This window comes from Acetobacterium fimetarium, assembly GCF_014284475.1.
Taxonomy (GTDB): Bacteria; Bacillota; Clostridia; order Eubacteriales; family Eubacteriaceae; genus Acetobacterium; species Acetobacterium fimetarium.
In genome coordinates this window covers 71,258-96,588 of record NZ_WJBC01000004.1, presented here as the reverse complement: position 1 = coordinate 96,588, position 25,331 = coordinate 71,258, and the positions used below count along the sequence as shown (strand labels likewise).

The window sequence follows — 25,331 nt, the reverse complement described above, 5'->3', positions numbered from 1 at the left end:
TAAACACAATTTAATAAGCAATGTATAAATTCATTTAGGCTGAACAAGTTCATTGAGGGAATCTGGTTAGAATCCAGAGCGATCCGGTCACTGTAATTAGTTATGTCTCCTTAATATGTCACTGAGCACGTTTTGTTTCGGGAAGGCGAGGAGAATAAAAGCTATGAGTCAGGAAACCTACTAAATTGAAGTGCTGAAGTATCCTTCCAGGGAAAAGGGAAATTAGTAACGTTAAAATAAGTTGATTTTTTATGTCATGAATTTAGAATCGATCGAAAATTAATAATGAAAGCTCTTTTTCTATAGGAATATGGAAAAAGAGCTTTTTTTCGGGATGATTTCGTATAATGATGATTAAAAACTCGAACAGAAGTTGTTTCGATGTCGGTTTCCGCAACCAATTTGGTAACGTGTAGGCGAACAGTCGATAGACTGTCCGCCGTACAGTGTACAAATTGGTTCGCGCAAACCGGCAGCGAAACTTATGGCAGTTTCGCAATGACATGAGATGGGATAGTTGAAAGGGGTGAGGAATGATGCCGAAGTCAAAAAAAATGACGATTATTGTTTTATTGCTGATTGCAGTATTGATTGCAGTGATCCCTTTGTTCGTTTTAAAAGGAGCAGCGTTTGGCGGTTCCGATGATGCCGGAAGCCAGACCATTGAAGAAATTACCGGGTCGGATTATCAGCCCTGGTTTACACCGGTGTTGGAAAAATGGATGGGCGGAGAAATACCCGGTGAAGTGGAGAGCCTGATGTTCTGCCTGCAGACCGGCATCGGTGCCGGCGTGCTGTTTTTCTTTCTGGGCCGATATGTTGAAAAAACGAAATGGGAGAAAAAGTTGCGAGAAAAAGAAAATCAATTACCCGAGTCTATACATAAATATGAAGAGGATCGATTATGAAACAACCAATTTTAAGTGTCCGTGATTTACACTACGTCTACGGCAATGGCCAGGCCGGATTAGACGGAGTCAATATTGATATCAATGAAGGTGAAAAGATTGCCGTGATCGGTTCCAACGGCGCCGGAAAATCGACATTTTTTTTGAATGTGAACGGGGTTCTGAAAGCGGAGCGCGGCGAGATCATTTATCGGGGCACGACTATCACCCGGAAGAATCTGAAAGAGCTGCGAAAGAATATCGGAATTGTCTTTCAGGATGCTGATAATCAGATCATCGCTTCGACAGTCCGGGCCGAGGTGGGGTTCGGACCAATGAATTTGAAACTGCCAAAAGAGGAAGTCATCAAAAGGGTTGATGAGGCATTGACCTATATGAATATTCTGGATTTCAAAGACCGGCCACCCCATTACTTAAGCGGCGGTGAAAAGAAAAAGGTCAGTATCGCAGACATCATCGCGATGAAGTCGGAGATCATTATTTTTGACGAACCGACGGTTGCTCTGGATCCGCTGAATGCAGAAATGCTGGAAGAGGTTCTGGAAAAATTGAGCAGGGAAGAAAAAACAATGCTGATTTCCACCCATGATGTGGATTTTGCCTACCGCTGGGCAGAACGGATCATTGTGTTCTGCCAGGGGAAAATCATCGCCGACGGATCGCCGCTGGAAATTTTTCAGAATGAAGAAGTGCTGAAGCAGTCAAACTTGAAGCAGCCGATGCTGCTGAATGTATATGAATCGCTGGTGCAGAAACAGCTGGTGGCGGATGAAAAAACATATCCGCGAAGCATCGAGGAATTCCAGAAAATGATTCAGGCGATCAGCTGATCTGCCTCTGAATCATTGCAAGAAGAAAGGGGGATTGCCATGAATGAAATGATGCTGCTGCTTTTGTGCGGGCTTTTGGCGGCTGTTTTTCTGCTGGCAGAGGTTAGACAGCACAACCATGCTCATGAAGGGACACACCATCGGCATAAAATCGGGCATAAACATGGGGAAGGCTTCGTGATCGACATGCATGCCTATGCTTCGAAGATCAGCCATTGGAACCCGACCTTCAAAGTGATCCTTGCGATCGTGACGCTGGTTCTGTGCATCGCTTTGAATAACCCCTGCGTATCCCTTGCAGTGCTGATCGCCATGGCCTACCTGACCATGGTGAAGGGCGGGCTTTCAGTCAGTGAGTATCTGTCGGTGATGATGATCCCGATTGTCTTTATTCTTCTGGGGACGCTGGCCATTGCCATTGAGTTTTCGTATCAGCCAATCGGTCAGTATAATCTGCACTGCGGATTTTTCTATGTTTATACGTCGCAGGATAAGCTCAAAGAGATGATTTTCCTGATTCTAAAAGTATTTGCCGCCGTCAGCGCATTGCAGATGATGACATTGTCGACGCCGTCGTCCGAGATTATTTCGGTGATGCGCAAGGCCCATGTGCCAACACTCATCATCGAGCTGATGAACATCATTTACCGTTATATTTTTATCTTATTGGACGTTTACTCCAAAATGAAAAATTCGGCCGATTCCCGGCAGGGCTATTGCGATTTCAGGACTTCCTGCTATACCTTTGGCGGCGTTGCGGGAAATATGCTGATCGTTTCACTGAAAAAGGCGAATGTTTACTATGATGCCATGGAATCCAGATGTTACGATGGCGAAATGGTCTTTCTGGAGGAAGAAAAAAAGGTGGCAGCAGGCCAGATCATCGCGGCAGCGATTTTTGTGGTGTTGTTGTTGATGCTCTGGTGGTTCACAAAATAGAAAACTGTTATATGGTTCACAAAATAGAAAACTGTTATATTGACATCAGTTTATGGTAATGATACGATATAGATACCCGTGGGGGTAACAAAAAAGAGAGGTGCATCATATGCGACAGTGTATGGACTCGGAGAATCTGCATCGGCGGATTCACCGGATAATCGGGCAGTTGAATGCAATTGATAAGATGATTGACGAGGACATCCCTTGTGAAGATATTCTTATCCAGGTGAATGCGGTGAAAGGGGCGACTCACAAAGTGGGTCAGATTATCTTTGAGGGTCATATCAATCACTGTGTAAAAGAGGGCCTTGAGCATGGTGACTTTGATCGCACGATCGGCAGCCTTGCCAAAGCGGTGGAGCAGTTTTCAAAAATCTGATTTGGGCAGCAGAAGGTTGAGGGTCAGACCTTTACTGGTTGTCTGCAGCGGACAGTAAGAATAAAGAACGGGTTCAGCCGATATCGTTGCAACCAAAAAATCATTTATTTTGAAGCGAAGCATGTTATAATATAAAATGCAACTAAATAATAAAATGTATAAATTCATTTAGGCTGAAGCATTCATTGAGGGAATCTGGTGGGAATCCAGAACGATCCGGTCACTGTGATTAGTTATGCCTCCTTAACAGGCCACTGGGCATCATGCCTGGGAAGGCAAGGAGAATAAAAGCTATAAGTCAGGAAACCTACTAAATTGAAGTACTGAAATATCCTTCCAGGGAAAAGGGAAATTAGTAACATTAACAGGAATTGATTTTTAATGTCAAAAATTGAAAATCAAAGATCAGGTAATACTAATAATTGAGCCTCTTTTTTCGTTGAGATATGGGAAAAAGAGGTTTTTTGATGTGCTTTTTTTGATTAGCATCGGAGCGATGCGTTGAAAAAAGGGCATATCAGTAAAGCAGACAAGAAGTCGAAGAAGGACTCAAGGACACTAAAAGGAGGAATTAACCAAATGAAATTGGTGGCAGTCGGTATTAATCATAAGGATACCCCTTTAGAAATTCGGGAAAAGGGTGCGTTTATTCATCGGACTCTCAATGAAGGGATTCGAACGCTTTTGAATGAAAATGATATTGCCGAAGCGATCATCCTTTCAACCTGCAACCGAAGCGAGATCTATGTGGCCACCCGGAATGCGGATGCAGCCGGAGAAATTTTAAAGGAATTCTATCTGAAAAACAAATCCGATCAATTGGAACCCTATCTTTTTATCAAAAAGGAGCGGGCGGCCATGGTGCATCTTTACGAGGTAGTGACCGGCCTGGATTCGATGATTCTGGGGGAAGATCAGATTTTAGGCCAGGTCAAAGATGCGCTTGAAAAATCCCAGGCCATCAAGGGCTGCGGAAAATACCTGACCAAAATGTTCCGCGAGGCGATCACCTTTTCCAAAAAGGTCAAGACGGAATATAAAATTTCCGAGACACCTTTGTCGTTAAGCTCAACCGCCGTCAAGCATGTTAAACGACAGTACCCCGAAGATTATGGGGCTAAAAAAATACTGATTATCGGATCCGGTAAAATGGGCGAGCTGGCTCTGCGTTATATGAAGGCCGAGGGATTTCAGAATCCCTACATGACCAACCGGACCTTTCATAATATGGATAAATGCGAAGCCATCCATGAAAATGTCAAAACCATCCATTATGAAAACCGCTACGATTTGATCCCGGAAATGGATGTCATCATTTCAGCAACGGCATCCCCCCATGTCATTTTGAAGGCCGACGAAATGCCAGAACTGACTAAACCGCTGACCGTCATCGACTTGGCTCTGCCGAGGGATATCGAGGAAGCGGTGGGAAATATTGCCGGCGTCGAGCTGCTGACCATCGATGATTTCCGGGAGATTATCGATGAGACGATGGCGTATCGCCTCAAAGTCGCGGCAGCGATTTCCGGGGAAATACAGCACGAAATCGATGGCCTGCTTTCGTGGGTCACTCATGCCAAGGTTGATAACATGGTTCGGGATCTCAATGAGACCTCGCGTCAATTGGCGGAAGAAACCATTGAAAATCTGTGCGGCCGGTTGAGCCTCAGCGAAAAGGAAGAAACCTATCTGTCAAAGATTATCCGGTCTAAATTCAGGGAAATGGTCATGCCGCCGATCAAACAATTGAAGTCGCTGGACACCGAAGAGGAAATCATCCGGATGGAAAAAACAGTCACTTATCTTTTCCCGGGTATGAATGAAAAATCGCTTTGGGGAGATCAAAAAAAATGATGATGCCGCTGCTATTTAATCTGAACGATAAAACGGCGTTGGTCATCGGCGGCGGGCAGGTGGCCGCCCGAAAAATCAGCGCGCTTTTAGGAAACGGCGCAGGGGTTGTCTGCATCAGCCCGGAATTTTCAGAGCGCATTCGCGAGATGAAAAACGAACGGCTGAATCTGGTTCAGGGCTATTATGAAAGAAAATGGCTGAAGGAGATTGATTTGGCGGTGGCGGCGACCGACTGCCGCGAGCTGAACCGGCAGATTAAAGCGGACTGCGCATCCGAAAAAATCTGGTGCAATCGGGCGGATGATCCGGATGATTCGGATTTCATTTTTCCCAGCGTGATCAGACGGGGTGATTTAACGGTATCGGTATGCACCGAAGGGGCCAGTCCTTTTCTGACAAAAAGCATCGTGGCCGATTTGTCAAAACAGTATGACGAAAGCTACGCCGAGAGAACGGAATTGCTGCGTGTGCTCAGGAAACATATTTTAGCCGGCGATGAAACGAGAAAAGAAAAAGCGGAAAAACTGGAAGCATTTTCACGGTGCTCCCTTGCAGCGCTCAGAGAGAAATGCAAAGAAATCAGGAATCCGGTTGCAAAAGATAAACGGACACAAGAGGAATTGGAGAAAAACAGATGAATATAAAAGTTGGAACCCGGGGAAGTACCCTGGCAAGAATTCAGAGTCAATGGCTGATCGACGTGCTGGCGAAGGCGCATCCGCAGATAAATTTTGAAATGGTCATCATCAAAACAAAAGGCGATTTGATTCAGAACAAACCGCTGGATAAAATCGGCGATAAAGGGCTATTCACCAAGGAATTGGAGGAAGCTTTACTGTCGGGAGAAATACAGATGGCCATTCACAGCATGAAGGACATGCCGTCAAGGTTGCCACAAGGGTTGATGCTGACGGTCCCCACGGTAAGGGAAGACCCTAGGGATGTGCTGCTGACACCGCATCAAATCAGTTCTCTCGATGAACTGCCGGATGGCGCGGTCGTGGCAACCGGGAGCAAACGCCGCATTTATCAGCTGCAGAAATTGAGACCGGATCTTGAAGTGGTGGGAATCCGGGGAAACATCGATACCCGGATCCGGAAAATGCAGGAGCAGAAACTGGACGGCATCATTCTGGCTGCAGCGGGACTCAAACGGATTGGCCGTTTTGAAGACGCCGCCTATCAGACGGTGCCGCTGCCGGAAACGGCGTTTATTCCGGCACCGGCCCAGGGCATTCTGGCCGTGGAAGTCCGAGCGGATAATGAGACGGCGAAAGGACTGATGGCGGCCATCTGCGATGCAAATACCCTGGTTCAGATGAAGGGCGAACGCAGTTTCCTCAAGGCGCTTGACGGCAGCTGTCATATCCCCATCGGCGCTTATTGTGAGATTAAGGAAGAGAAAATTAAGTTATACGGGCTTTATGGTTTGGAAGACGGCAGCCGTGCGGTGATTCAGACGATTGAAGGACGACCGGAGGAGGCAGAAATTTTGGGCGAAAAACTGGCAAAAGCATGTGATCAGGAATTGAATAAAAAACCGGGCAAAGTCTATCTGGCCGGCGGCGGTTGCGGCGATCCCGGCCTGTTGACGGTCAAAGCCAGCGAAATCCTGAAAAAGGCCGATGTGGTGGTTTACGATGCCCTGGTCAATGAAGCCTTCTTAAACGAAGCGAAGCAGGATGCTGAGATCATCTACGTTGGCAAGCGCGCGGGAAATCACGCCATGGTTCAGGAAGAAATCAACGCGTTGCTGGTCAGAAAAGGGTTAGAGGGCAAACACGTATTGCGCCTCAAGGGCGGAGATCCCTACGTGTTCGGACGGGGCGGCGAAGAGGGCGAGGATCTTTATGATGCCGGCGTTCCCTTTGAAATCATCCCGGGAATCACTTCGGTGATCGGCGGGCTGGCCTATGCCGGTATTCCGATTACCCATCGGGACTGCGTTTCCTCTTTTCATGTCGTCACCGGGCACTTGAAATCCAATGCCTATGACGGGTCTTCGGATCTGGACTGGCCGGTGCTCGGAAAACTCAAAGGCACGATCGTCTTTCTGATGGGTGTCAAAAACCTGAAAAAAATCTGTGCAGAGCTGGTCAAAAACGGCATGAATCCGCAGATGCCGGTGGCGGTTGTACACCGGGCATCGACCCCCTTCCAGCGGGTGGTCACCGGCAATCTGGAAACCATTTATGAGATCGCCACCGCGGCGAAAATAACCGCACCCAGTTTGATCGTAGTCGGCGAAGTTGTCAACAAACGCAAAAAACTGCGGTTCTTTGACGAAAAACCACTGTTCGGGAAAAACATCATCGTCACACGATCCCGCGAACAGAGTTCGAAAATGGTTGAAAAGATCGCGGAGCTGGGCGGCAATGCCATCGAATTCCCGACGATCCGGATTGCACCGATCAACCAGGATATCTGTGATCAGAAGGTGAAGAATTTAAAGGCATACACCCATATCATCTTTACCAGCAGCAATGGTGTTGAAATCTTCTTTGATTCGTTGACGCGATGCGGCAAGGATGCCAGAGCTTTTGGCGATCTTCATATCACCGCCATCGGAGCAGGAACCAGAAAGGCGCTGGCAGACCGGGGCCTTCAGGCGGATTTCGTGCCGGACAAATATGTGGGCGAAGAGCTGGTCAGCGGACTGCTGCCGATCATCGATAAAGACTCGAAAATTCTGATTCCGCGATCCAAAAATGCGCGGGTTTATGTGGTGGCGGAATTATCCAAAGTCTGTTCGGTGGATGAGGTTCAAACCTACGAAACCGTCCGGGAAGACCATGCCACCGTCAATCCCCTGGAAATGCTTGAACACAGGGAAATTGATTATATCACCTTTACCAGCTCCACCACCGTCCAGTTTTTCGTGGAGAAAATCGGCGCCGATCACATCGATGCGATCAACACAGCCCAATGCGTATCCATCGGACCTCAGACTTCAAAAAAATGTGCGGAGCTGGGTATAAATGTCGATATTGAAGCAGAAAAATATACCATTCAGGGAATGCTGGATGCCATCTTAAAAAATACAGAAAAATAAATTTGGAGGCTTGAAAAATGTTACCAACACGATTGCGAAAAAATAGCGAAATCCGGAATTTAGTTAGAGAAACGCAGCTTTCGATGAACGATGTGGTTTATCCCCTGTTTGTCGTGGATGGACAGGGAATCCGCAAGGAAATCGGCGCGATGAAAGACCAGTACCAGCTGTCTCTGGACAGGCTGGGGGCGGAAACTTTAGCCCTTAAAGAGCTGGGAATCCGCTATGTGATTCTTTTCGGCGTGCCGGATGAAAAAGATGGTGAAGCGACACCGGCTTTTATCGAAAACGGTCTGGTACAGGAAGCCATCCGGATCATTAAAAAGACCGACCCCGGGATGTACGTCATTACGGATGTCTGTCTATGCGAGTATAAAAGCGACGGTCACTGTTGTTTCTTTGAAGACGACGGCGATATCAAACGGGGAAAAACGCTGGAAACGCTGAGCAAAACGGCGTTAAGTCATGCCGAAGCCGGAGCCGATATGGTAGCGCCTTCGGATATGATGGACGGCCGGATCGGCCACATGCGTGAGACGCTGGATCGGGCTGGCTACGAGTCGATTCCGATTATGGCGTATTCGGCCAAATACGCGTCGAGCTTTTATGGCCCGTTCCGGGAAGCAGCCAATTCAACGCCGTCTTTCGGTGACCGACGAAGCTATCAGATGGATCCTGCCAATTCACGCGAAGCACTGAAGGAAATCATGCTGGATATCGACGAGGGCGCCGACATCATCATGGTAAAACCGGCCATGCCGTATCTGGATATCATCGCCCAGGGCAAGGAACTGTCCTACCTGCCGATGGCAGCCTACCAGGTTAGCGGCGAATACGCCATGATCAGAACCGCGGTCGATAATGGCCTGATGGATTCCCGCGTGATTTTTGAGAGCCTGCTGAGCATCAAACGTGCCGGCGCCGACATCATCATCACCTATTTTGCCAAAGAACTGCAGGCCATGATTAAAGATTACCAGTGACGCTTTTACCCGAATTTTTTTTAAATTTGGTAAGCCACTAAGCGCGAGCGTGTGGCTGGTGTAAAAGCTAACGTAATTTTGGGCTGAATTCATCCTTGTAAAAATCAGGAATTCAGACGAAAAATATGATCATTATTGGAGATAGAGATGAAGAGAGAAAAGTCAGAAAAATTATTTATTGAAGCCGAAAAATACATCCCCGGCGGGGTCAACAGCCCGGTTCGCGCGTTCAAGTCGGTGGATATGCCACCGGTATTTGTCGACCGCGGCAAGGGTGCCCGGATTTATGATGTGGACGGAAACGAATACACCGATTACATCTGTTCCTGGGGGCCGCTTATTTTAGGCCATGCTTCCCCGGTTTATTACGAGGGGATTCAGGAAGCACTCGCAAAAGGAACCACCTTCGGCGCACCGACGGCAGTTGAAGTTGAAATTGCCAAGCTGATCACCGAAGCGTATCCTTCCATGGAAATGGTGCGCATGGTCAGCTCCGGAACCGAAGCCACCATGAGCGCCCTGCGTGTGGCCAGAGGCTATACCGGCCGCAATAAAATCATCAAATTTGAAGGCTGCTATCACGGCCACAGTGATGGACTGCTGGTAAAATCCGGTTCCGGCACCCTGACTTTTGGCGTCCCGACCAGCTCGGGCGTCACACCGGGAACCGCCCAAGATACGTTGGTCGCGGTTTACAATGATCTCGACAGCGTGAAAGCGCTTTTTGCACAAAATCCCGGCGAGATTGCAGCCGTCATCGTTGAGCCGGTGGCCGGCAATATGGGCGTTGTTGCCCCGGATATCAATTTTATGAAAGGTCTTCGACAGATTACCGAGGATCAAGGGACGGTGCTGATTTTTGATGAAGTCATCACCGGATTCCGGCTGGCCTACGGCGGAGCCCAGGCGGTTCTGGACATCAAGCCGGATATGACCACCCTGGGAAAAATCATCGGCGGCGGCATGCCGGTCGGTGCTTTTGGCGGTCGCCGCGATATCATGGAAACCGTGGCGCCGCTTGGCGGTGTCTATCAGGCGGGAACCCTGTCGGGAAACCCCATTGCCATGAAAATGGGTTTAAACACCCTGACCTATCTGCGGGATCATCCTGAGGTTTATCAGGGGCTGGAAGAAAAGGCCAAGCTGCTGGAAGCCGGCTTCAGAGAAAACATAAAAAAGACCGGCGTCAAGGCGCAGGTGGTTCGTTTCAAGGGAATGACTTGTCTGTTCTTTACCGATCAGCCGGTTGACAGTTACGCAGCCGTCATGACCTCCGATACCGGAGCCTATACAAAATATTTCAAAGCGATGCTGGATGCCGGCAATTTCCTGCCGCCGTCCCAGTTTGAGGCAATTTTCATTTCCGCTGCCCATACGAAAGAGGATATCGAAAAAACCATTGCCGACAATTACCAGGCATTGCAGCAGTTAGTATAAATTTCAGATAATTGCGAAATTTAAAATAATCGAACAATGGTTACTTCGATGGTGGTTTGCACAAACAATTTTGTAACGTGTAGGCGAACAGTCGATAGACTGTCCGCCGTACAGTGTAAAAATTGTTTCGTGTAAACCGGCAGCGAAGTTTGCAATAGTTTCGCAATTAGCTAAGTATAAATTTACAGAGGAGACACACTATGCAGAAAAAAGCGTTACTGGTCATCAGCTTTGGAACATCCTACGCTGAGACAAGGAAAAAAACCATCGCGGCAACGGAACAGCGTTTGCAGAAAGCCTTTCCGGACCATGATTTTTACCGTGCCTTCACGTCAAGGATGATCATCAGCAAGCTGAAGAAACGGGACAATGAAATTGTGGATGTGCCTCGGGAGGTATTAACAAAACTGAAAGCAGCCGGCTATACCCATGTCCGCTGCCAGACCACCCACATCATCAATGGCCATGAGTATGATATCACGTTAAAAGAAATCAAGGATTTTGAAGCTGATTTTGAATCCCTGACACTGGGACGGCCGCTGCTGACCACGGTGGAAGACTATGAAGAAACCATCGACATCGTGATGGGCAAATTGCCGAAGCTTAAAAAAGGCGAAGCGCTTGTTTACATGGGACACGGCACCGATCACCATGCCAACGCAACCTATCCATGTCTGGATTACATGTTCAAGATGAAGGGCTATGAGGATGTCTATGTCGGCACCGTGGAGGGTTTCCCGGAACTGGAAAACATCGTTCCGATCCTGAAAGAGAAAAAATACAAAAAAGTCTATCTGGCACCATTTATGTTAGTCGCCGGCGATCATGCCACCAATGATATGGCCAGCGATGATGAAGAGTCGTGGAAAAGCGTTCTGGAAGAAGAACGTTTCAGGGTGGAATGTATTCTGGAAGGCCTGGGGGAATATCCCGGCATTCAGGACCTGTTTGTGGAACATTTAAAAAAGGCACAACCCGTTACAGAAATGTAGGGACATTATAGAGTTTAGGAGAAATTATTTATGAATACTGTTTATTTAGTGGGTGCAGGCCCTGGAGATCCAGAGCTGATTACCGTCAAAGGCCAACGGATTGTCAACGAAGCGGACATCATCATTTACGCCGGATCGCTGGTCAATAAAGCCATCATCGGCGGACACAAGGCGGATGCGGAGATTTTTAACTCCGCCTACATGACGCTGGATGAGGTCATTGCCGTGATCAAAAGAGGCACCGACGAAGGCAAGAAAATAGCCCGGGTTCATACCGGAGATCCTTCGATCTATGGCGCCATCCGGGAACAGATGGACCGTCTCGATGCGCTCGGCATTCCCTATGAAGTGATTCCGGGGGTCAGTTCATTTGTGGCCTCCGCGGCGGTTCTTAAAAAAGAATTCACGCTGCCGGATGTATCCCAGACTGTTATTCTGACTCGCTTAGAGGGCAGAACACCGGTTCCGGAAAAGGAAAAACTGGAGAATCTGGCATCGCACCAGGCATCGATGTGCATCTTTTTATCCGTTCAGATGATCGATGATGTGACAGCCCAATTAATGAAGCATTATGCCCCCACCACGCCGATTGCAGTCATTCAGCGGGCAACCTGGGAAGATCAGAAGATCGTCATGGGAACACTGGAAACCATTGCTCAGAAGGTTAAAGAAGAAAATATCACAAAAACCGCTCAAATACTGGTTGGCGATTTTTTAGGCGATGAATACAGCCTGTCTAAACTGTATGATCCCGCTTTTACCACTGAATATCGACAAGGAACCGATCAGAAAAGTGAATAAAGAAAAATGGGCCATTGTCACCCTGTCTCAGGATGGCGTTGCCCTGGCACAACGGGTTGCCCAACAGCTTGATGATAAGATGTGTCATATCTACACCAAAGAAAAATACGCAAAACAAAACATGCAGGTTTTTGACACCGATATTACCTCCTTTTTCAGGAGTATCATGGATCAGTACGATATCATCTGCGGTATTATGGCCACCGGCATTGTCGTCAGAGCGATTGCCCCGAATCTGGGGCATAAGTCAAGCGATCCGGGAATTCTGGTCATCGATACCAAAGGGGATTATGTTATCAGCTTATTGTCCGGCCATCTTGGCGGTGCCAATGATGCGGCGCGGCTGCTGGCTAAACGGATGGATGCGCAGGCCGTGATCACCACCGGCACGGACGTCAAAGGCAGCATGGCCGTGGATGTGCTGGCCGAAAAACTGAACTGTGTCATCGCCGATTTTACAGCTGCCAAGGATGTGACGGCACTGATTTTAAACAATGAGGCCGTCGCCCTGGTCAATCAGGAAAACTGTGAGCTCGATGGCGTGGTGCTGCCGAATAATCTGGAGCTGCTCGAGACATCGCGGGATCTGGAAGAGGGCAAATATGCCGGCGTGATTCTGACGTCAATGAGCAGACAGAAGCCGGAATTCGCAATACCTTCGGTGCAGCTGGTGCCCCAAAAACTGGTGCTGGGAATCGGCTGTCGCCGGGATACCCCGGGAGAAAAAATAATTGCCGCCGTGGCGGCGACACTGGCGGAGCTTCAGCTTAATGAAAAATGCATCAAGGCTTTTGCAACCATTGCGTTAAAGCAGAATGAGCCCGGTATTGAAGAAGCATGCAAACAGTTTAAAGCCAAAAAGGTGATTATTCCCGATGCGATGGTTCAGATGGTGCAGAGTCGCTTTGACGGCTCGGATTTTGTTTTCAAGACAACCGGCTTGTATGCCGTTTCTGAACCCTGCGGCTATATCGCTTCGAGTTTTGGAAAATGTCTTTTGGAAAAACGGAAAATGAATGGCATCACACTATCGGTGTGGCTGCCGGAAAAATAGATGCAGGAATGCAGCCTGTGAATAAGAAGGAGAACAAGATGAGTAAAATTTACGTCACGGGCATTGGCCCGGGACTTTATGAGCATATGACGGAGGCGGCTAAAGCGAGTTTGGCCGATGCGGATATCATTATCGGGTATAAAACCTATATCGATATCATTGCAGATCTGATTGGAGATAAGGAAGTTTTATCTTCCGGAATGCGCCGGGAAATTGACCGCTGCGAAAAAGCGCTGGAACTGGCCGAGCAAGGCAAAAACATCTGTCTCGTCAGCAGCGGGGACGCCGGCGTTTTTGGCATGGCCGGCATCATGCTTGAAGTGGTGGAGGCAAAGCACAGTGCGGTGGCAGTTGAAATCATTCCTGGCATTTCGGCCGCCAATGCGGCAGCGGCAACACTAGGCGCGCCGCTGATGCATGACTATGCCGTCATCAGCCTCAGCGACCTGCTGACTGACTGGGCAGTGATTGAAAAACGGCTCCATTGTGCCGGCGACGGGGATTTCGTCATCAGTCTTTACAACCCGAAAAGCAATGGACGACCCCATAATATTGAAAAGGCCCAGGAAATCCTGTTGAAATACAAAGCGCCGGAAACACCGGTTGGCATTGTCAGAAACGCCAAACGGCAGGACGAATCCTATGTGATTACCACCCTCAAAAAAATGAATGAGGCCGACATCGATATGTTTTCAATGGTCATTATCGGCAATTCAAAAACATATGTCACCAGAGACCAGTTAAAAATGATCACACCGAGAGGGTATCAGCTATGATTCTAGTACTTGGAGGAACCGTTGATGGCCGGGAACTGACTGAAACGTTGCTAGCAAAAGGCAAAGAGGTTTGTTATTCGTCTCTCACCAATATTTCGACAGATACTATTCAAGAAAATCCCCGACTGATAAAGATTTCCGGTCAGCTGGATGGAAACACCCTTAGGGAAACCCTGACTGTCTACAATATTCATCTTTGCATCGATGCGACCCATCCCTACGCACGGGAAATATCGGAAAACGCCATCTGGGCCTGTGATGCGATGAACGTTTCTTACATCCGCCTGGAAAGACCGTCCCATATTGATGAAGGTGACGATATCCTGTCCTATGAGACTTACGAAGAGGTTCGGGATTATCTGGTCGGGGCCATGGGCAATAACAACGGCAACATTCTGCTGACGACCGGCAGCCGGCAACTGGAAATTTTTGAAGACCTTCCCAAAGAAAGAACCTATATCCGCGTGCTGCCGACGGCTGGCGTCCTCAAAAAATGTGAGAATCTCGGCTTTAAAACACGGAATATACTTGCTTTACAGGGGCCGTTTTCAGTGGAACTGAATGCGGCCATCATGAAAGAATACAACATCGGCTTTGTCGTGACCAAGGACAGCGGCGATGTTGGCGGCGTCGGTGAAAAAGTTGAGGCAGCGCGGAAAGTTGGTGCCAGAGTATTATTCATCCGCCGGCCGGTGGTTGCCTATCCCAAAGTCATTACGACAGTTGCGGCAGCCGTTGATCTGGCAACCAGAGAAAATATGACGTTTGATTTAAGTGGAAAATAGATCGTTGCGAACAATTGTTGCTTTGATGTCGGTTTACGCAACCAATTTGGTAACGTGTAGGCGAACAGTCGATAGACTGTCCGCCGTACAGTGTACACATTGGTTCGCGCAAACCGGCAGCGAAGCTCACGGTCGTTTTGCAAAGACGGTATTAGTTGAAAATAAGAAGGAGAAATAATGGCAAAGAATATTATGTTCATGGGCACGGGCTCTTCGGTTGGAAAAAGCCTTCTTACAGCAGCCATGTGTCGCATATTAGATAATCATGGCTATACGGTGGCACCATATAAATCACAGAATATGGCCCTTAATTCATTTATCACCAGGGATGGCAAAGAGATGGGCCGGGCGCAGGTTGTTCAGGCAGAATGTGCCAGAATGGAACCGCAGGTGGAAATGAATCCGGTGCTGTTAAAACCCAATTCGGATATGGGGGCGCAGGTCATTCTGATGGGAAAAGCGGAATTCAATATGGATGCGATGGATTACCATAAACATAAGCCGAAACTGGTGGATACCGTTGTTTCGGCCTATGACACGCTGGCCGAAGGAAAAGATATCATCGTCATCGAAGGCGCCGGCAGTCCGGCCGAAATCAATTTGAGAGACAACGATATCGTGAACATGGGACTGGCAGAGCTTGTCGATGCGCCGGTTATCCTGATCGGTGATATTGACAAAGGCGGCGTTTTTGCATCCATTTATGGAACCATCATGCTGCTGGAGCCGGAAGAGCAGCAGCGAATCAAGGGTTTTGTGATCAATAAATTCCGGGGGGATGTTGAACTGTTGAAACCCGGGATTGAAATGATCGAAGAAAAAATCAATATTCCCTGCCTCGGCGTTATTCCCTACAAACGTTTTGTCATCGATGACGAGGACAGCGTCTCCGAACGATTTGACAACCAGAACGAGGGTCTGATCACCATTGGCGTAGTCTATCTGCCGCATCTTTCGAATTTTACCGACTGCACCGCTTTTGAAATGCATCCGGATGTCAAGATTGAATACTACCGGAACCAGCGGGAACTCCAGCTGGCCAGCCCGGATCTGCTGGTGATCCCCGGAACCAAAAATACCATTGATGATACCTGCCATGTGATAGAAAGCAAAATGGCCGATGAAATCCGTCGGATCCATGACAGCGGGGTCCCCATTGTCGGCATCTGCGGCGGTTATCAGCTGCTCGGCAAAGAGATCCGGGATCCTCTGTGTGTGGAATCAACCAGAGGCAGTGTTGAAGGTTTGGGCTTGCTGAATATTGTGACCACCATCGGAGATGAAAAAAGGACCGTCCGCACGACCGGAAAAGTTCAGGGAAATTTCATGGGAATGGAATTGACTGACATGACGGTGGAAGGCTATGAAATTCACATGGGCGAAAGCGAAGCGCTTGATAATGCCAGAAGTTTTGCCGTCCTGGAAGATGGTACCGTGGATGGTGTTATTGCGGCAGATGGAACCGTCATGGGAACCTATCTGCATGGTATTTTTGATAATGATGATTTCCGGGAAAAAATTGTCGAGACAATCCGGGAGAAGAAACATCTGGAAGCCGGGCCGGTTGCCTTTGATTTCAAAGCTTTCAAGGAAGAACAATACGATCTTCTGGCGGAAACTGTGGAAACCAACATCGATATGAAAAAAATAATGGAAATAATTGGAGCGACAGAAAATTGAATCTGATTGAAGGACTTACCTCCGGTTTGGGCGGCGGTTTCTGGTTTTTGCTCATCCTCACGGGAATTCTGCTGGACTGGTTGATCGGCGATCCGGCCTGGCTGCCGCATCCGATTGTCGGAATGGGAAAAACCATCGGCTTTTTAAACAAGAAATTGAATCGTGGCAATCACCGCAAAGCAAAGGGGTTTCTGCTGCTGTTTTTAATGCTCGCATTGACCGCCTTCGCTGTTTTTGCGCTGCAATGGATATGCTTAAAGATTCACATCGTTTTGTACATCATTTTCAATTTGTATCTGATCGTGACGTCGCTGGCGGCGAAAACGCTGGCGGTTGAAGTCAAGAAAGTCATGACCGCCTTAAAAGGCGGCGATATTGAAGTTTCCCGGACGCAGGTAGGCTACCTGGTAGGGCGGGATACATCGGCGCTTAAAGAAAAAGAGATCATTCGGGCGACGGTGGAAACCACGGCAGAAAACACCATTGACGGCGTTCTGGCACCGATATTCTATTTGCTGATTGGCGCCCTGATCCCGATTCCCTGGCTCAATCCGGCAATGCTGGTGATGCTGTATAAAGCAACCAACACCCTGGATTCCATGGTCGGATATGTGCAGGAACCGTACAAGGATTTCGGCTACGCATCGGCAAAATTTGATGATATCATCAATTTCATTCCGGCCCGAATCGGCAGTCTTTTTATGCTGGTAGCCGGCATGTTCCTGGGGTATCCGTTTAATGATGCCTGTCGTATCTTCAAACGGGATCGTCTGAAACATAAAAGCCCGAACTCGGCACATCCGGAATCGGTCGTGGCGGGACTTCTGGGAATTCAATTGGGCGGAACCAACCAGTATTTTGGCGAGACGCTCGAAAAACCGACGATCGGCGAGGCCAAAACGCCGCTGGAAATACTGGATATCAGAGAAACCATCACCATTATGTACGGAAGTGAGGTTGTCGTCATGGTTGTCAGTACCATCATCGCAATTCTCATGCTTTCGATTTAACAGGTTATTGCGAAAGTGCCGTAAGCTTTGCGAGCAGTTTCGCACGAACCAATTGTTACACTGTACGGCGGACAGTCTATCGACTGTTCGCCTACACGTTACACAATTGGTTGTGGAAACTACTTGCAAAGCAACAATTGTTCGGTGTTAAGAATAGCGTAATGACCGATTGTTTTTACAAAAAAGACTGAAGAAATTGAGTGGGAGCAAAAATGAATAAACATGGCGGATATACGGGAGAAAATAAGCGGATGGTTGATTTCAGCGTCAACATCAATCCGCTGGGAATTCCCGAAACAATCAAGAAAAAACTCATCGACGGCATTGATGAGCTGGTGAAATACCCGGAGATTACCGGATGTTCGGCAATCGCAAAGATCGCGCAGGATTTGGGCGTGCAGCCGGAGCAAGTGATTCTGGGAAACGGTGCCATTGAGCTGATCTATCTGTTTGCCCGAAGCAATGGACCGGGCAAGGCGCTGGTGATTCAGCCGACCTTCAATGAATATGAACGGGCGCTGAAACTGTATGGCTGGGATGTCGAATACTACCGCATGAAGGAAGAAAATGATTTTATCATTGATCCGGTTGAACTAGAGAAGGTCTTGTCTAAAACAAAGCCCCAGGCGGTTTTCCTGTGCAATCCCAACAACCCGACCGGCATCGTTTATTCAAATGCATTTATTGCCGAGCTGATTGAAAAATCATCAGATGAGATCACCTGGTTTCTGGATGAATCATTTATGGATTTTTCAAACGAAACCGGCGGGCTTGCTCTGATTAAAGAGGCTAGCCATCGGATTTTCATATTAAAATCACTGACTAAATTTTACGCCTTGCCGGGTCTGCGAATCGGATACGGGGTTGGCAATCCTGCTGTCATCAAGCAGATGGAGTGTTTCAAAGAACCCTGGACCATCAACGGCTTGGGGCTGATTGCTGCAACCGCTGTTTACGATGAAATTGACTACGCCAAAAAGACAAGAGACTACATTGAGCAGGAACGGTATCGTATTTACAACGAACTGAAAAAAATTACAACGATAAAAGTATATCAAAGCGGAACGGATTTTCATCTCTGCCGCCTGATAGAAGGTACAGCGGCGGACTTGAAAAGGGCGATCGAATTGGCAGGCATGTCCATTCGCACCTGCGAAGACTTTATCGGTCTGGACGCGTCCTATTTCCGGATTGCCATTAAGCAGCCGGCTGAAAATGATCGACTGCTTTCGTTTCTTAAAAATTGGAGGGCCTAAAATGGGTTTAGTATTTATTACCGGGGGTGCCCGGAGTGGTAAGAGCAGTTATGCCGAGCATTTAGCAAAGCAGCTGTCAAGGCCAGTGGTTTACATCGCCACGGCGATTGCTTTTGATGACGGCATGATAGATCGTATTGCCAAACATCAGGCTCAGCGTCCCGATGATTGGCAAACCATTGAACAATACAAAAATTTTGAAACATTGGCAGATAATCCAGTCTTTCAAAATTCGGATGTCGTGCTTTTTGATTGCCTCACGGTGATGACGACCAATAACATGCTGGATTTCCCGGTGGACTACGATACCTGTACGATGGATACGGTATCGGAAATTGAGACGGCAATAAAAACCGAAGTGGAAAAGCTGCTGGATGTCTGTGGAAATAAAACCCTGATTCTGGTGTCCAACGAGGTCGGCCTGGGACTCGTACCATCCTACAAACTGGGAAGCTATTTCAGAGATATCGCTGGACGGATGAACCAGCTGGTGGCCAGCCGCGCCGATGAAGTCTACTTCACGGTTTCCGGCATTCCCATGAAAATAAAATAGAAAATGGCGGTTGATAAATTCAGGGGGCTTTTGCAAAACTCCGATGTGATTGTCCGTTGCTGCTATTATCCGTGACACGCATGAGATCGGACACTCTAGCGAGTGTTTCGCCGGGGCGCGCATCACAGGATAATGAGCAGCCTCAGACAATGATAGAGGTTTAAGTGAAACGATAAATAAGTTTCATTTTATTTTGTGATGCCCCCTTTTTATTTTAGTCATTCAAGGACAGGAAAATAAATGATGGAGATAACCGGAAAGAACGTAAAAAAGGAACTGCTGCAGCTGAGAGATGAAAAGTATCAGAAATTTTCGAGTGCTTTGCTGCCGGGAACCGATAACATGATCGGCGTGAGACTGCCGCTGCTGAGGAAACTGGCAAAACAGATTGTCGAAAAAGACTGGGAGACCTATCTGAGTACGGCGGACGACGAGTATTTTGAAGAAGTGATGCTGCAGGGAATTGTAATCGGTTTGGTCGATGTGAGTTTGGAACAGCGTTTTTCACTGATAGCAGCGTTCTTGCCAAAAATAGACAACTGGTCGATCTGCGACAGCTTTATCACCGGACTGAAATTCACAAAGCAACATAAAAAAGAAGTATGGCAGTTTCTCAGGCCCTACTTCCGGTCGGATCAGACCTACGAAATCCGTTTCGGGGTGGTCATGATCAACGCTTATTTTGTGGAGTGTGATTATATTGACGAGGCATTTGCGGTTTTTGATGCCATCAGCCACGACGATTACTACGTGAAGATGGCTGTTGCCTGGGCGATTTCAAGTTTCTTTGTGGATGATCCCGATAAAACCATGAATTATTTGCATGACAGCCAACTCGATACCTTTACGTTTAATAAGGCCTTGCAGAAGATTACCGAGTCGAGAAGAGTTGATGCCGGTACAAAAAAGATGATCCGCAGTTTAAAAAGAACGCCTTGAGGTTCTTTTCTACTGGTGAATCGGAAGCGTGATTTCAACTTTAAACAGCTGATTGAGCTGGTAATAATCGATGCGTCCCTGGTGACGGGTAATGATTTTTTTGCAGGAGTCCAAACTGGAACCAGCTGTTTCAATGATGCTTTTTCCCGGAGTCCCGGAATCAGTAAGGGTCTTATTGCGCAGAATAATACACAGTTCGTTTTTATTGAGGATCAGTCCGAAATCAACCGGTTTCGCAGGGTCGGCATATTTGATGATGTTTGAAATCAGGTTGTCAAATACACGTTGAATCTGTTCGAAATCGACCCACAATGAAAAATTCTGATCAAGACAGTTTTCGACAACAATGTTAAAATCGCCTTCTTTGAGTGCTGCGGTGGTGGTATCGAGAATTCTATTGAGCAGCAGTTTTCCGTTATAGACTTTAAACTGATAGTAGCCTTTTCCATCATCGGTAAAAGCACGATCAAACAGGTCCTCGATAAATGCTTTAATATGGTAGGATTTTTTTAAAGCGGTGGCCAGATAATTGTCTTTTTGGGCCTGATCATCATCTTGGTCGTTTTGCATGCGTTCAAGATAAGCAATGATGCTGGTTAAAGGGGCATGGATTTCTCTGGAAACCGAAGTGATGATTTGATGGTTTTCCATCTGTGCGAGCGTTTCGGCCTTGCTTTTGGCATCGTATTGCTGATGAAAGGTGTTGATGTTCTTAGCAATTGCGGTGAGTTCGTCCTCGCCCTGAATGGGAAGGGCAGAGTCAAAATTCCCCGATCTGAGCATGCGGGTTTCATTTCGGATTCTTTTGATATAGCGGATTTTTTTTCGAAAAAAGTCGGCAAAAACCACACTCATAAATAAATAGGGGATCAGGTTCAGCACCACAGTCAGCCATAAACTGGCGCCATCAAAAGCCGGAAGGATGATGATGTTGATTAAGATGTTTAATACGGCGGCACCCACCAGTGCGAAGAGTGAATATTTTAAAAAAGTGGAACGCAGTTGCCGGTTGGCACTTTTTTTATGTTTGCTTTTTTTGATTTGTTTGTTGTTTTTCATGATTGATCCTCTCAAGATATACTGATATAAATATTGTAAACTGGAATCCTATTTAAAGCAACCGAAGTATTAAATCTAATTAAATTACACGAAATAATCGGTGCCGGAAACGCGGTATCAACGCATATTTTGGCCACCAAGTTAATGTGACTGGAAGGATGAAGATAAAAAGAATTGGGCTGGCAGAATAATGTGGAAGCGAATAGAAAGAAAGTTGTTTTACTCTGAGTGAATTTGCGATATAATAACGATTAGATTACGATGAGGAGAAAATAAATGAGTTTATACGAAGACTGGAAAAACTATATAGAAGAGAATTGCAAGACCGAAACAGAACAGAATGCATTCTGGGAAAAATACTGTTCCGAGGAAAAAGATCTGTATCAAAAGATACTGGGAAATAAAACAAAAACAGTTGCCGGAAAAGTGGAAGATCTGGCGAAAGAAAACAATATGGTGCTTCCGCAATTTATGGGATTTATTGATGGAATCAGCGAAAGCCTGATCACACCAATTGATCTTGAAGCCATTGAAGCGGATACCGAAATAAAACTGGACATCGATTTTTCAAAGCTTTACAAAAACATGTTAGGCGTTCCGGCAGAATGGTTGTATACCCTGGAAGAATGGGACAATATCTTCACGAAAGAAGAACGGGATGAGCTGACAAAAGAATACAAACGTTCGAAAACAGTGGTCAATGAGGTCAAAGTGGGCCGAAATGATCCCTGCCCCTGTGGTTCCGGCAAAAAATACAAAAAATGCTGCGGTCGTTAAGCAAATAAAGAGCAAAACACTCTTGAGACGGTAGATAATAAAGTACTAACGTAGTACCGACAATTGTTACATCATGTTGTACGCATCAGAGCGGACACGGCGATAGCCTGTCCGAATCTGCAGCGAACAACAGATTAACAATTGGTCGGTACGGGGTTAGCCGATAACTTAAAAAGAGCGAAAGCTCTTTTTTTAGTGCTTGATCAGTTCGTGAATGTAAAAAATGGTGATCATGGAAAGGGATACTTCCGGGGTGAATTTGCTCATAAAAGTCAATTCCCGATCAGGCGCCAGATCGTTTCGGATGCTCAAGAAAACGATATAGAATGTGATGAAATTGAACCGCAGGAAATTATCGCTTGACGGGGTAAAAAAAGTTTTGATGATTCCGGGGTTTTCAAGCACATTGAGGTTTTCAGCCAAAAGCGTATTCAGTTGCTTTAAAAGCGCCTGAAAGAAAAAATCAATGGGGTAGTTTTCCAGACGGGATACACCGAGGTTTTTTCCGGTTATTTCAAGGAGGGAAAGAGGCAAGGAACGATTTTTATAGATTGTTTTCTTTTGCAGGTTTTCCAGCGCCGCCAATATTGCGTTCTGATCAGCAGTCTCCGGCAGCTGCAGCAATGACAGCATTTTTTTTCGTTGCTTGGGGTTGGAAAGGGGCATCCCCAATTGTTTCTGAAATTTCTGATAAATGGTATTGTTGTTTTGCGTGTCCAGATAGTAATATTTGCCGTCAACAGCGCCAAATGCTTTCATCGCATCCAGATAACCCAGCTGAATATTCTGCTGAATTCTTTCGGTATCAAAATTCAGGGTTCCACCTAAAAGCTGGGAATTATTGACGGTGATGATCTCAACATTTTTCTCCCGGACCCATTTGCGCATGCCGATTGCGGGAAATTCGACAGAAATGATCTTATTGAAGTTCTGCTCAATCATAAAATTGATCGGAACATTATCGAAAAAACCGCCGTCGAGATAGGTTTTTCCGTCTATTTCCTGTTTCTGGAAAACCGGCAGAGCCGAACTGGCAAGCAGATAATCAATGAGCTGCCCTTCGGGAATCTCTTCAATCATCATTTGTCTGGGCGTGAGGCTGGTCAGATCGACCGTAACCAGGCCAAGCCGAATGGGTGATTTTCGGATGGCATCTTCAGAGATCAGACGGTTGAGGTTTTCCCGCAACGGGGTAATATCCAGCCCGTCGGAAAAAAGGATGTTCAGAAAACCATTTCGAAACACATCAAAATTTTCTTTTGACCATTGATTCAAATAGGTATTGGTCATTTCCCGGTTCAGATTAAGAACCTGGTTGATCGTGAGATTTGACCAGAATTCCATGCCAAGATCAAAATTGTCCTGGGCAATGACAGCTGCGTTCAGGGCACCTACCGATGTTCCGATTACGGCGCCCAGTGAATAATTACATTCCCTGAGCGCTTTCCATACACCCATTTCAAAGGCGCCCTTTGCGCCGCCGCCACTGAGGACCAGACCATATTCACACTGAGACATTGTTGATTCACCTCTTTATACTAAAAAACGTTAAGTTGTGTCAATAGATGTTGTTTAAGATACCGCCCATCATGCCAGAGGTGCCCACGCCAATGCAAATGATGCAGGCAAACAGGATCAGAACCGTGAGTGAGGCACCGACAATTGAGCAGACCAAACCGGCCAAGGCCATACTTGTCGGTTTCTGTTTTAATTTCATCTCTTTCATGGCGATGATGCCAAAAATAATGCCAACAGCACCGGAGAGTAATCCGGAGCCCATCAAGGTGAAGAAACTGACAATCGAAAAAATACCGAGACAAAGTGCAATGATGGATTTTGAATCATAGTTGACTTCAACAATCTCTTCCGGATGTCGTTCATCATAACCATCCCGATTTCGGATGACAAATGTAAAAATCGGTCCCATAAAAGGAAAGATAATGCTCAGTACCAGATAAAGGACGTGATGTTCCTGATCATAGATACTGAAAAGCCAGAATTGAGCGGTATAATAATAAAAGCCGACAGCCAAAGATAAAACAATGCCGAATAGAACACCGAGGTAAGGGATGAGACCGAGGACTGACATGACCAGGGAGAAAGCCAGACTCAGCAGCGGCAGGAATATTTTAGCGTAGGGAATGTGCAACGTGCTGATGGATACATCATCATTAATGAGGGAACCCATGATATAGAACTGCGCAATCGGAATCCAGGCCAACCACGCGTGATCCAGGTTTCTGTTCTTTGCCATTGTATACAAGCCGATGGAGCTGAAGACATAACAAATGATGCCGATGATAAGGACAATGGCGAATACAATCGCAAGAATCGTCATGACCAGGGGCATGACGGTCCAAAAATCATCTGAATGCGAAGAATATGGCATCGTATTTCCAAAATAGTATTCAAAATTGTTCATAATAAAACCTCCTGAATTTGAATGAATTAAAGTGATTATACCCCAAACGCTTTTAATTATCTAATTTATCCGATGCTTTTCAGGTGTTTTTTATAAAGGCGTTGGGGAATTCTGAAAATAAAAAGCAATCCCAGCAGAAAAATGAAAAGACTGATCACCTGGGAAGTGGAAAGAAATAAAATATTCCCTCGGGGATCTGAACGGAAAAACTCAATGATAAAACGGAAAAGGCCATAACCGCTCAGGTAGATACCGGTGGTAAAGCCGGGGGTGTTGCTTTTTGATAAAACAAGAACGAGGACCAGGGTCAGGATGAAAAGAAAAAACGACTCGGCCAACTGGGCAGGGAAAAGACCGATGCCGGATGGCGGGTAGGATCCGACAGGATAATGCACAGCGCCAAATCCCTCATAGGGAATTCCGTAACAGCAGCCATTGAAAAAGCAGCCAATTCGTCCGAAAGCCTGCGCCAGGGCGAGACAGGGCACCGCGATGTCGAAATATCGGATAGTGTCAAGATGATAAACCTGAGTGTAAAGAAATCCGCCGAGAATGCCGCCGATCAGCCCGCCGTAAAAAACGGCGCCACCGGTCATGAGTTTGATTAAAGCCGTTTCCGGGTTGGCAAAGAAGCTGGGAAGCACCACGATAATGTAGAGCAGTTTCGCCCCCAAAACACCTCCGATAATCGCAAAAAGGCCAAAGAACATGGCGTCCATCGTTGGAATTGCATACTTTTTGGCGGTTATAAGCGCCAGCAGGAACCCGGCTCCGACGCCAATCAGAAATAAAATACCAAAAGTCGGAATCGCGTAATTTAAAATATGAATAACCGGATACAT

24 protein-coding genes and 2 riboswitches are annotated in these 25,331 nt (G+C 46.8%); of the genes, 20 read left to right on the top strand and 4 right to left on the bottom strand.

What is annotated here, in order from left to right; all coding sequences use genetic code 11:
* The first annotated feature begins 18 nt into the window (after positions 1-18).
* A riboswitch (cobalamin riboswitch) is annotated at positions 19-199 on the top strand.
* Between the two features lie 337 nt (positions 200-536).
* The 19 genes from GH808_RS04180 to GH808_RS04090 all read left to right on the top strand — a co-directional run bounded on the left by GH808_RS04180 (position 537) and on the right by GH808_RS04090 (position 20,231).
* Positions 537-908: an energy-coupling factor ABC transporter substrate-binding protein gene (locus GH808_RS04180; protein WP_186841635.1), complete on the top strand. Its 372-nt coding sequence runs from the start codon at positions 537-539 to the stop codon at positions 906-908.
* The gene (locus GH808_RS04175; RefSeq protein WP_186841536.1) at positions 905-1,738 is read left to right on the top strand and encodes an energy-coupling factor ABC transporter ATP-binding protein; all 834 of its coding nucleotides are present in this window, start codon (positions 905-907) and stop codon (positions 1,736-1,738) included. Before GH808_RS04180 ends, GH808_RS04175 begins: the two co-directional genes overlap by 4 nt.
* A 48-nt stretch (positions 1,739-1,786) precedes the next feature.
* Positions 1,787-2,677, top strand: coding sequence for a cobalt ECF transporter T component CbiQ (gene cbiQ, locus GH808_RS04170; RefSeq protein WP_420797519.1), 891 nt, complete (start codon positions 1,787-1,789; stop codon positions 2,675-2,677).
* Between the two features lie 109 nt (positions 2,678-2,786).
* Positions 2,787-3,059 carry a metal-sensing transcriptional repressor gene (locus GH808_RS04165; protein ID WP_186841534.1) on the top strand — a complete coding sequence of 91 codons (273 nt, stop codon included), beginning with the start codon at positions 2,787-2,789 and terminating at the stop codon, positions 3,057-3,059.
* A gap of 152 nt (positions 3,060-3,211) precedes the next feature.
* Positions 3,212-3,388: riboswitch (cobalamin riboswitch) on the top strand.
* 250 nt (positions 3,389-3,638) lie between these two features.
* On the top strand, positions 3,639-4,913 hold the full coding sequence (gene hemA / locus GH808_RS04160; protein ID WP_186841533.1) for a glutamyl-tRNA reductase: 1,275 nt from the start codon (positions 3,639-3,641) through the stop codon (positions 4,911-4,913).
* The gene (locus tag GH808_RS04155) at positions 4,910-5,551 is read left to right on the top strand and encodes a precorrin-2 dehydrogenase/sirohydrochlorin ferrochelatase family protein (RefSeq protein WP_186841532.1); all 642 of its coding nucleotides are present in this window, start codon (positions 4,910-4,912) and stop codon (positions 5,549-5,551) included. The genes hemA and GH808_RS04155 overlap by 4 nt, the downstream gene beginning before the upstream one ends.
* Positions 5,548-7,965, top strand: coding sequence for a hydroxymethylbilane synthase (hemC, locus tag GH808_RS04150; RefSeq protein WP_186841531.1), 2,418 nt, complete (start codon positions 5,548-5,550; stop codon positions 7,963-7,965). The genes GH808_RS04155 and hemC overlap by 4 nt, the downstream gene beginning before the upstream one ends.
* 17 nt (positions 7,966-7,982) lie before the next feature.
* The gene (hemB, locus tag GH808_RS04145; protein ID WP_186841530.1) at positions 7,983-8,948 is read left to right on the top strand and encodes a porphobilinogen synthase; all 966 of its coding nucleotides are present in this window, start codon (positions 7,983-7,985) and stop codon (positions 8,946-8,948) included.
* A 147-nt stretch (positions 8,949-9,095) separates the two neighbouring features.
* Entirely contained in the window at positions 9,096-10,385 is a 1,290-nt protein-coding gene (gene hemL / locus GH808_RS04140; RefSeq protein ID WP_186841529.1) for a glutamate-1-semialdehyde 2,1-aminomutase, read from the top strand.
* A gap of 200 nt (positions 10,386-10,585) precedes the next feature.
* Positions 10,586-11,377 carry a sirohydrochlorin cobaltochelatase gene (locus tag GH808_RS04135; protein ID WP_186841528.1) on the top strand — a complete coding sequence of 264 codons (792 nt, stop codon included), beginning with the start codon at positions 10,586-10,588 and terminating at the stop codon, positions 11,375-11,377.
* A 30-nt stretch (positions 11,378-11,407) separates the two neighbouring features.
* Positions 11,408-12,178 (top strand): precorrin-4 C(11)-methyltransferase, encoded by a 771-nt coding sequence (gene cobM, locus GH808_RS04130; RefSeq protein WP_186841527.1) that lies wholly within the window; start codon positions 11,408-11,410, stop codon positions 12,176-12,178.
* Positions 12,171-13,232: a cobalt-precorrin 5A hydrolase gene (locus GH808_RS04125; protein WP_186841526.1), complete on the top strand. Its 1,062-nt coding sequence runs from the start codon at positions 12,171-12,173 to the stop codon at positions 13,230-13,232. The genes cobM and GH808_RS04125 overlap by 8 nt, the downstream gene beginning before the upstream one ends.
* A 38-nt stretch (positions 13,233-13,270) precedes the next feature.
* Entirely contained in the window at positions 13,271-14,008 is a 738-nt protein-coding gene (gene cobJ, locus GH808_RS04120) for a precorrin-3B C(17)-methyltransferase (protein WP_186841525.1), read from the top strand.
* Complete coding sequence (gene cobK, locus GH808_RS04115) at positions 14,005-14,793, top strand: precorrin-6A reductase (protein ID WP_186841524.1); 789 nt, start codon at positions 14,005-14,007, stop codon at positions 14,791-14,793. Before cobJ ends, cobK begins: the two co-directional genes overlap by 4 nt.
* Before the next feature lie 177 nt (positions 14,794-14,970).
* On the top strand, positions 14,971-16,473 hold the full coding sequence (locus GH808_RS04110; RefSeq protein ID WP_186841523.1) for a cobyric acid synthase: 1,503 nt from the start codon (positions 14,971-14,973) through the stop codon (positions 16,471-16,473).
* Positions 16,470-17,483 carry an adenosylcobinamide-phosphate synthase CbiB gene (gene cbiB / locus GH808_RS04105; RefSeq protein ID WP_243166097.1) on the top strand — a complete coding sequence of 338 codons (1,014 nt, stop codon included), beginning with the start codon at positions 16,470-16,472 and terminating at the stop codon, positions 17,481-17,483. Before GH808_RS04110 ends, cbiB begins: the two co-directional genes overlap by 4 nt.
* A gap of 212 nt (positions 17,484-17,695) precedes the next feature.
* A complete protein-coding gene (locus GH808_RS04100; protein WP_186841522.1) occupies positions 17,696-18,739 on the top strand; it encodes a pyridoxal phosphate-dependent aminotransferase in 1,044 nt (347 codons plus the stop codon).
* Between the two features lies 1 nt (position 18,740).
* Complete coding sequence (gene cobU, locus GH808_RS04095; RefSeq protein ID WP_186841521.1) at positions 18,741-19,292, top strand: bifunctional adenosylcobinamide kinase/adenosylcobinamide-phosphate guanylyltransferase; 552 nt, start codon at positions 18,741-18,743, stop codon at positions 19,290-19,292.
* 243 nt (positions 19,293-19,535) lie between these two features.
* Positions 19,536-20,231 (top strand): DNA alkylation repair protein, encoded by a 696-nt coding sequence (locus tag GH808_RS04090; RefSeq protein WP_186841633.1) that lies wholly within the window; start codon positions 19,536-19,538, stop codon positions 20,229-20,231.
* Positions 20,232-20,240: 9 nt separating this feature from the next.
* On the opposite strand, the gene GH808_RS04085 is transcribed toward GH808_RS04090, so the two are convergent.
* Positions 20,241-21,290 (bottom strand): HAMP domain-containing sensor histidine kinase, encoded by a 1,050-nt coding sequence (locus GH808_RS04085; protein WP_186841520.1) that lies wholly within the window; start codon positions 21,288-21,290, stop codon positions 20,241-20,243.
* 276 nt (positions 21,291-21,566) lie between these two features.
* Here GH808_RS04085 and GH808_RS04080 point away from each other — a divergent pair, with 276 nt between their 5' ends.
* Positions 21,567-22,067, top strand: coding sequence for an SEC-C metal-binding domain-containing protein (locus GH808_RS04080; RefSeq protein ID WP_186841519.1), 501 nt, complete (start codon positions 21,567-21,569; stop codon positions 22,065-22,067).
* Positions 22,068-22,259: 192 nt separating this feature from the next.
* Here the strand turns inward: GH808_RS04080 and GH808_RS04075 are convergent, their stop codons facing one another.
* The 3 genes from GH808_RS04075 to GH808_RS04065 all read right to left on the bottom strand — a co-directional run bounded on the left by GH808_RS04075 (position 22,260) and on the right by GH808_RS04065 (position 25,331).
* On the bottom strand, positions 22,260-23,585 hold the full coding sequence (locus GH808_RS04075; protein WP_186841518.1) for a patatin-like phospholipase family protein: 1,326 nt from the start codon (positions 23,583-23,585) through the stop codon (positions 22,260-22,262).
* A gap of 40 nt (positions 23,586-23,625) precedes the next feature.
* Positions 23,626-24,489 carry a DUF4190 domain-containing protein gene (locus GH808_RS04070; protein ID WP_186841517.1) on the bottom strand — a complete coding sequence of 288 codons (864 nt, stop codon included), beginning with the start codon at positions 24,487-24,489 and terminating at the stop codon, positions 23,626-23,628.
* A 65-nt stretch (positions 24,490-24,554) separates the two neighbouring features.
* The gene (locus GH808_RS04065; protein WP_186841516.1) at positions 24,555-25,331 is read right to left on the bottom strand and encodes a prolipoprotein diacylglyceryl transferase; all 777 of its coding nucleotides are present in this window, start codon (positions 25,329-25,331) and stop codon (positions 24,555-24,557) included.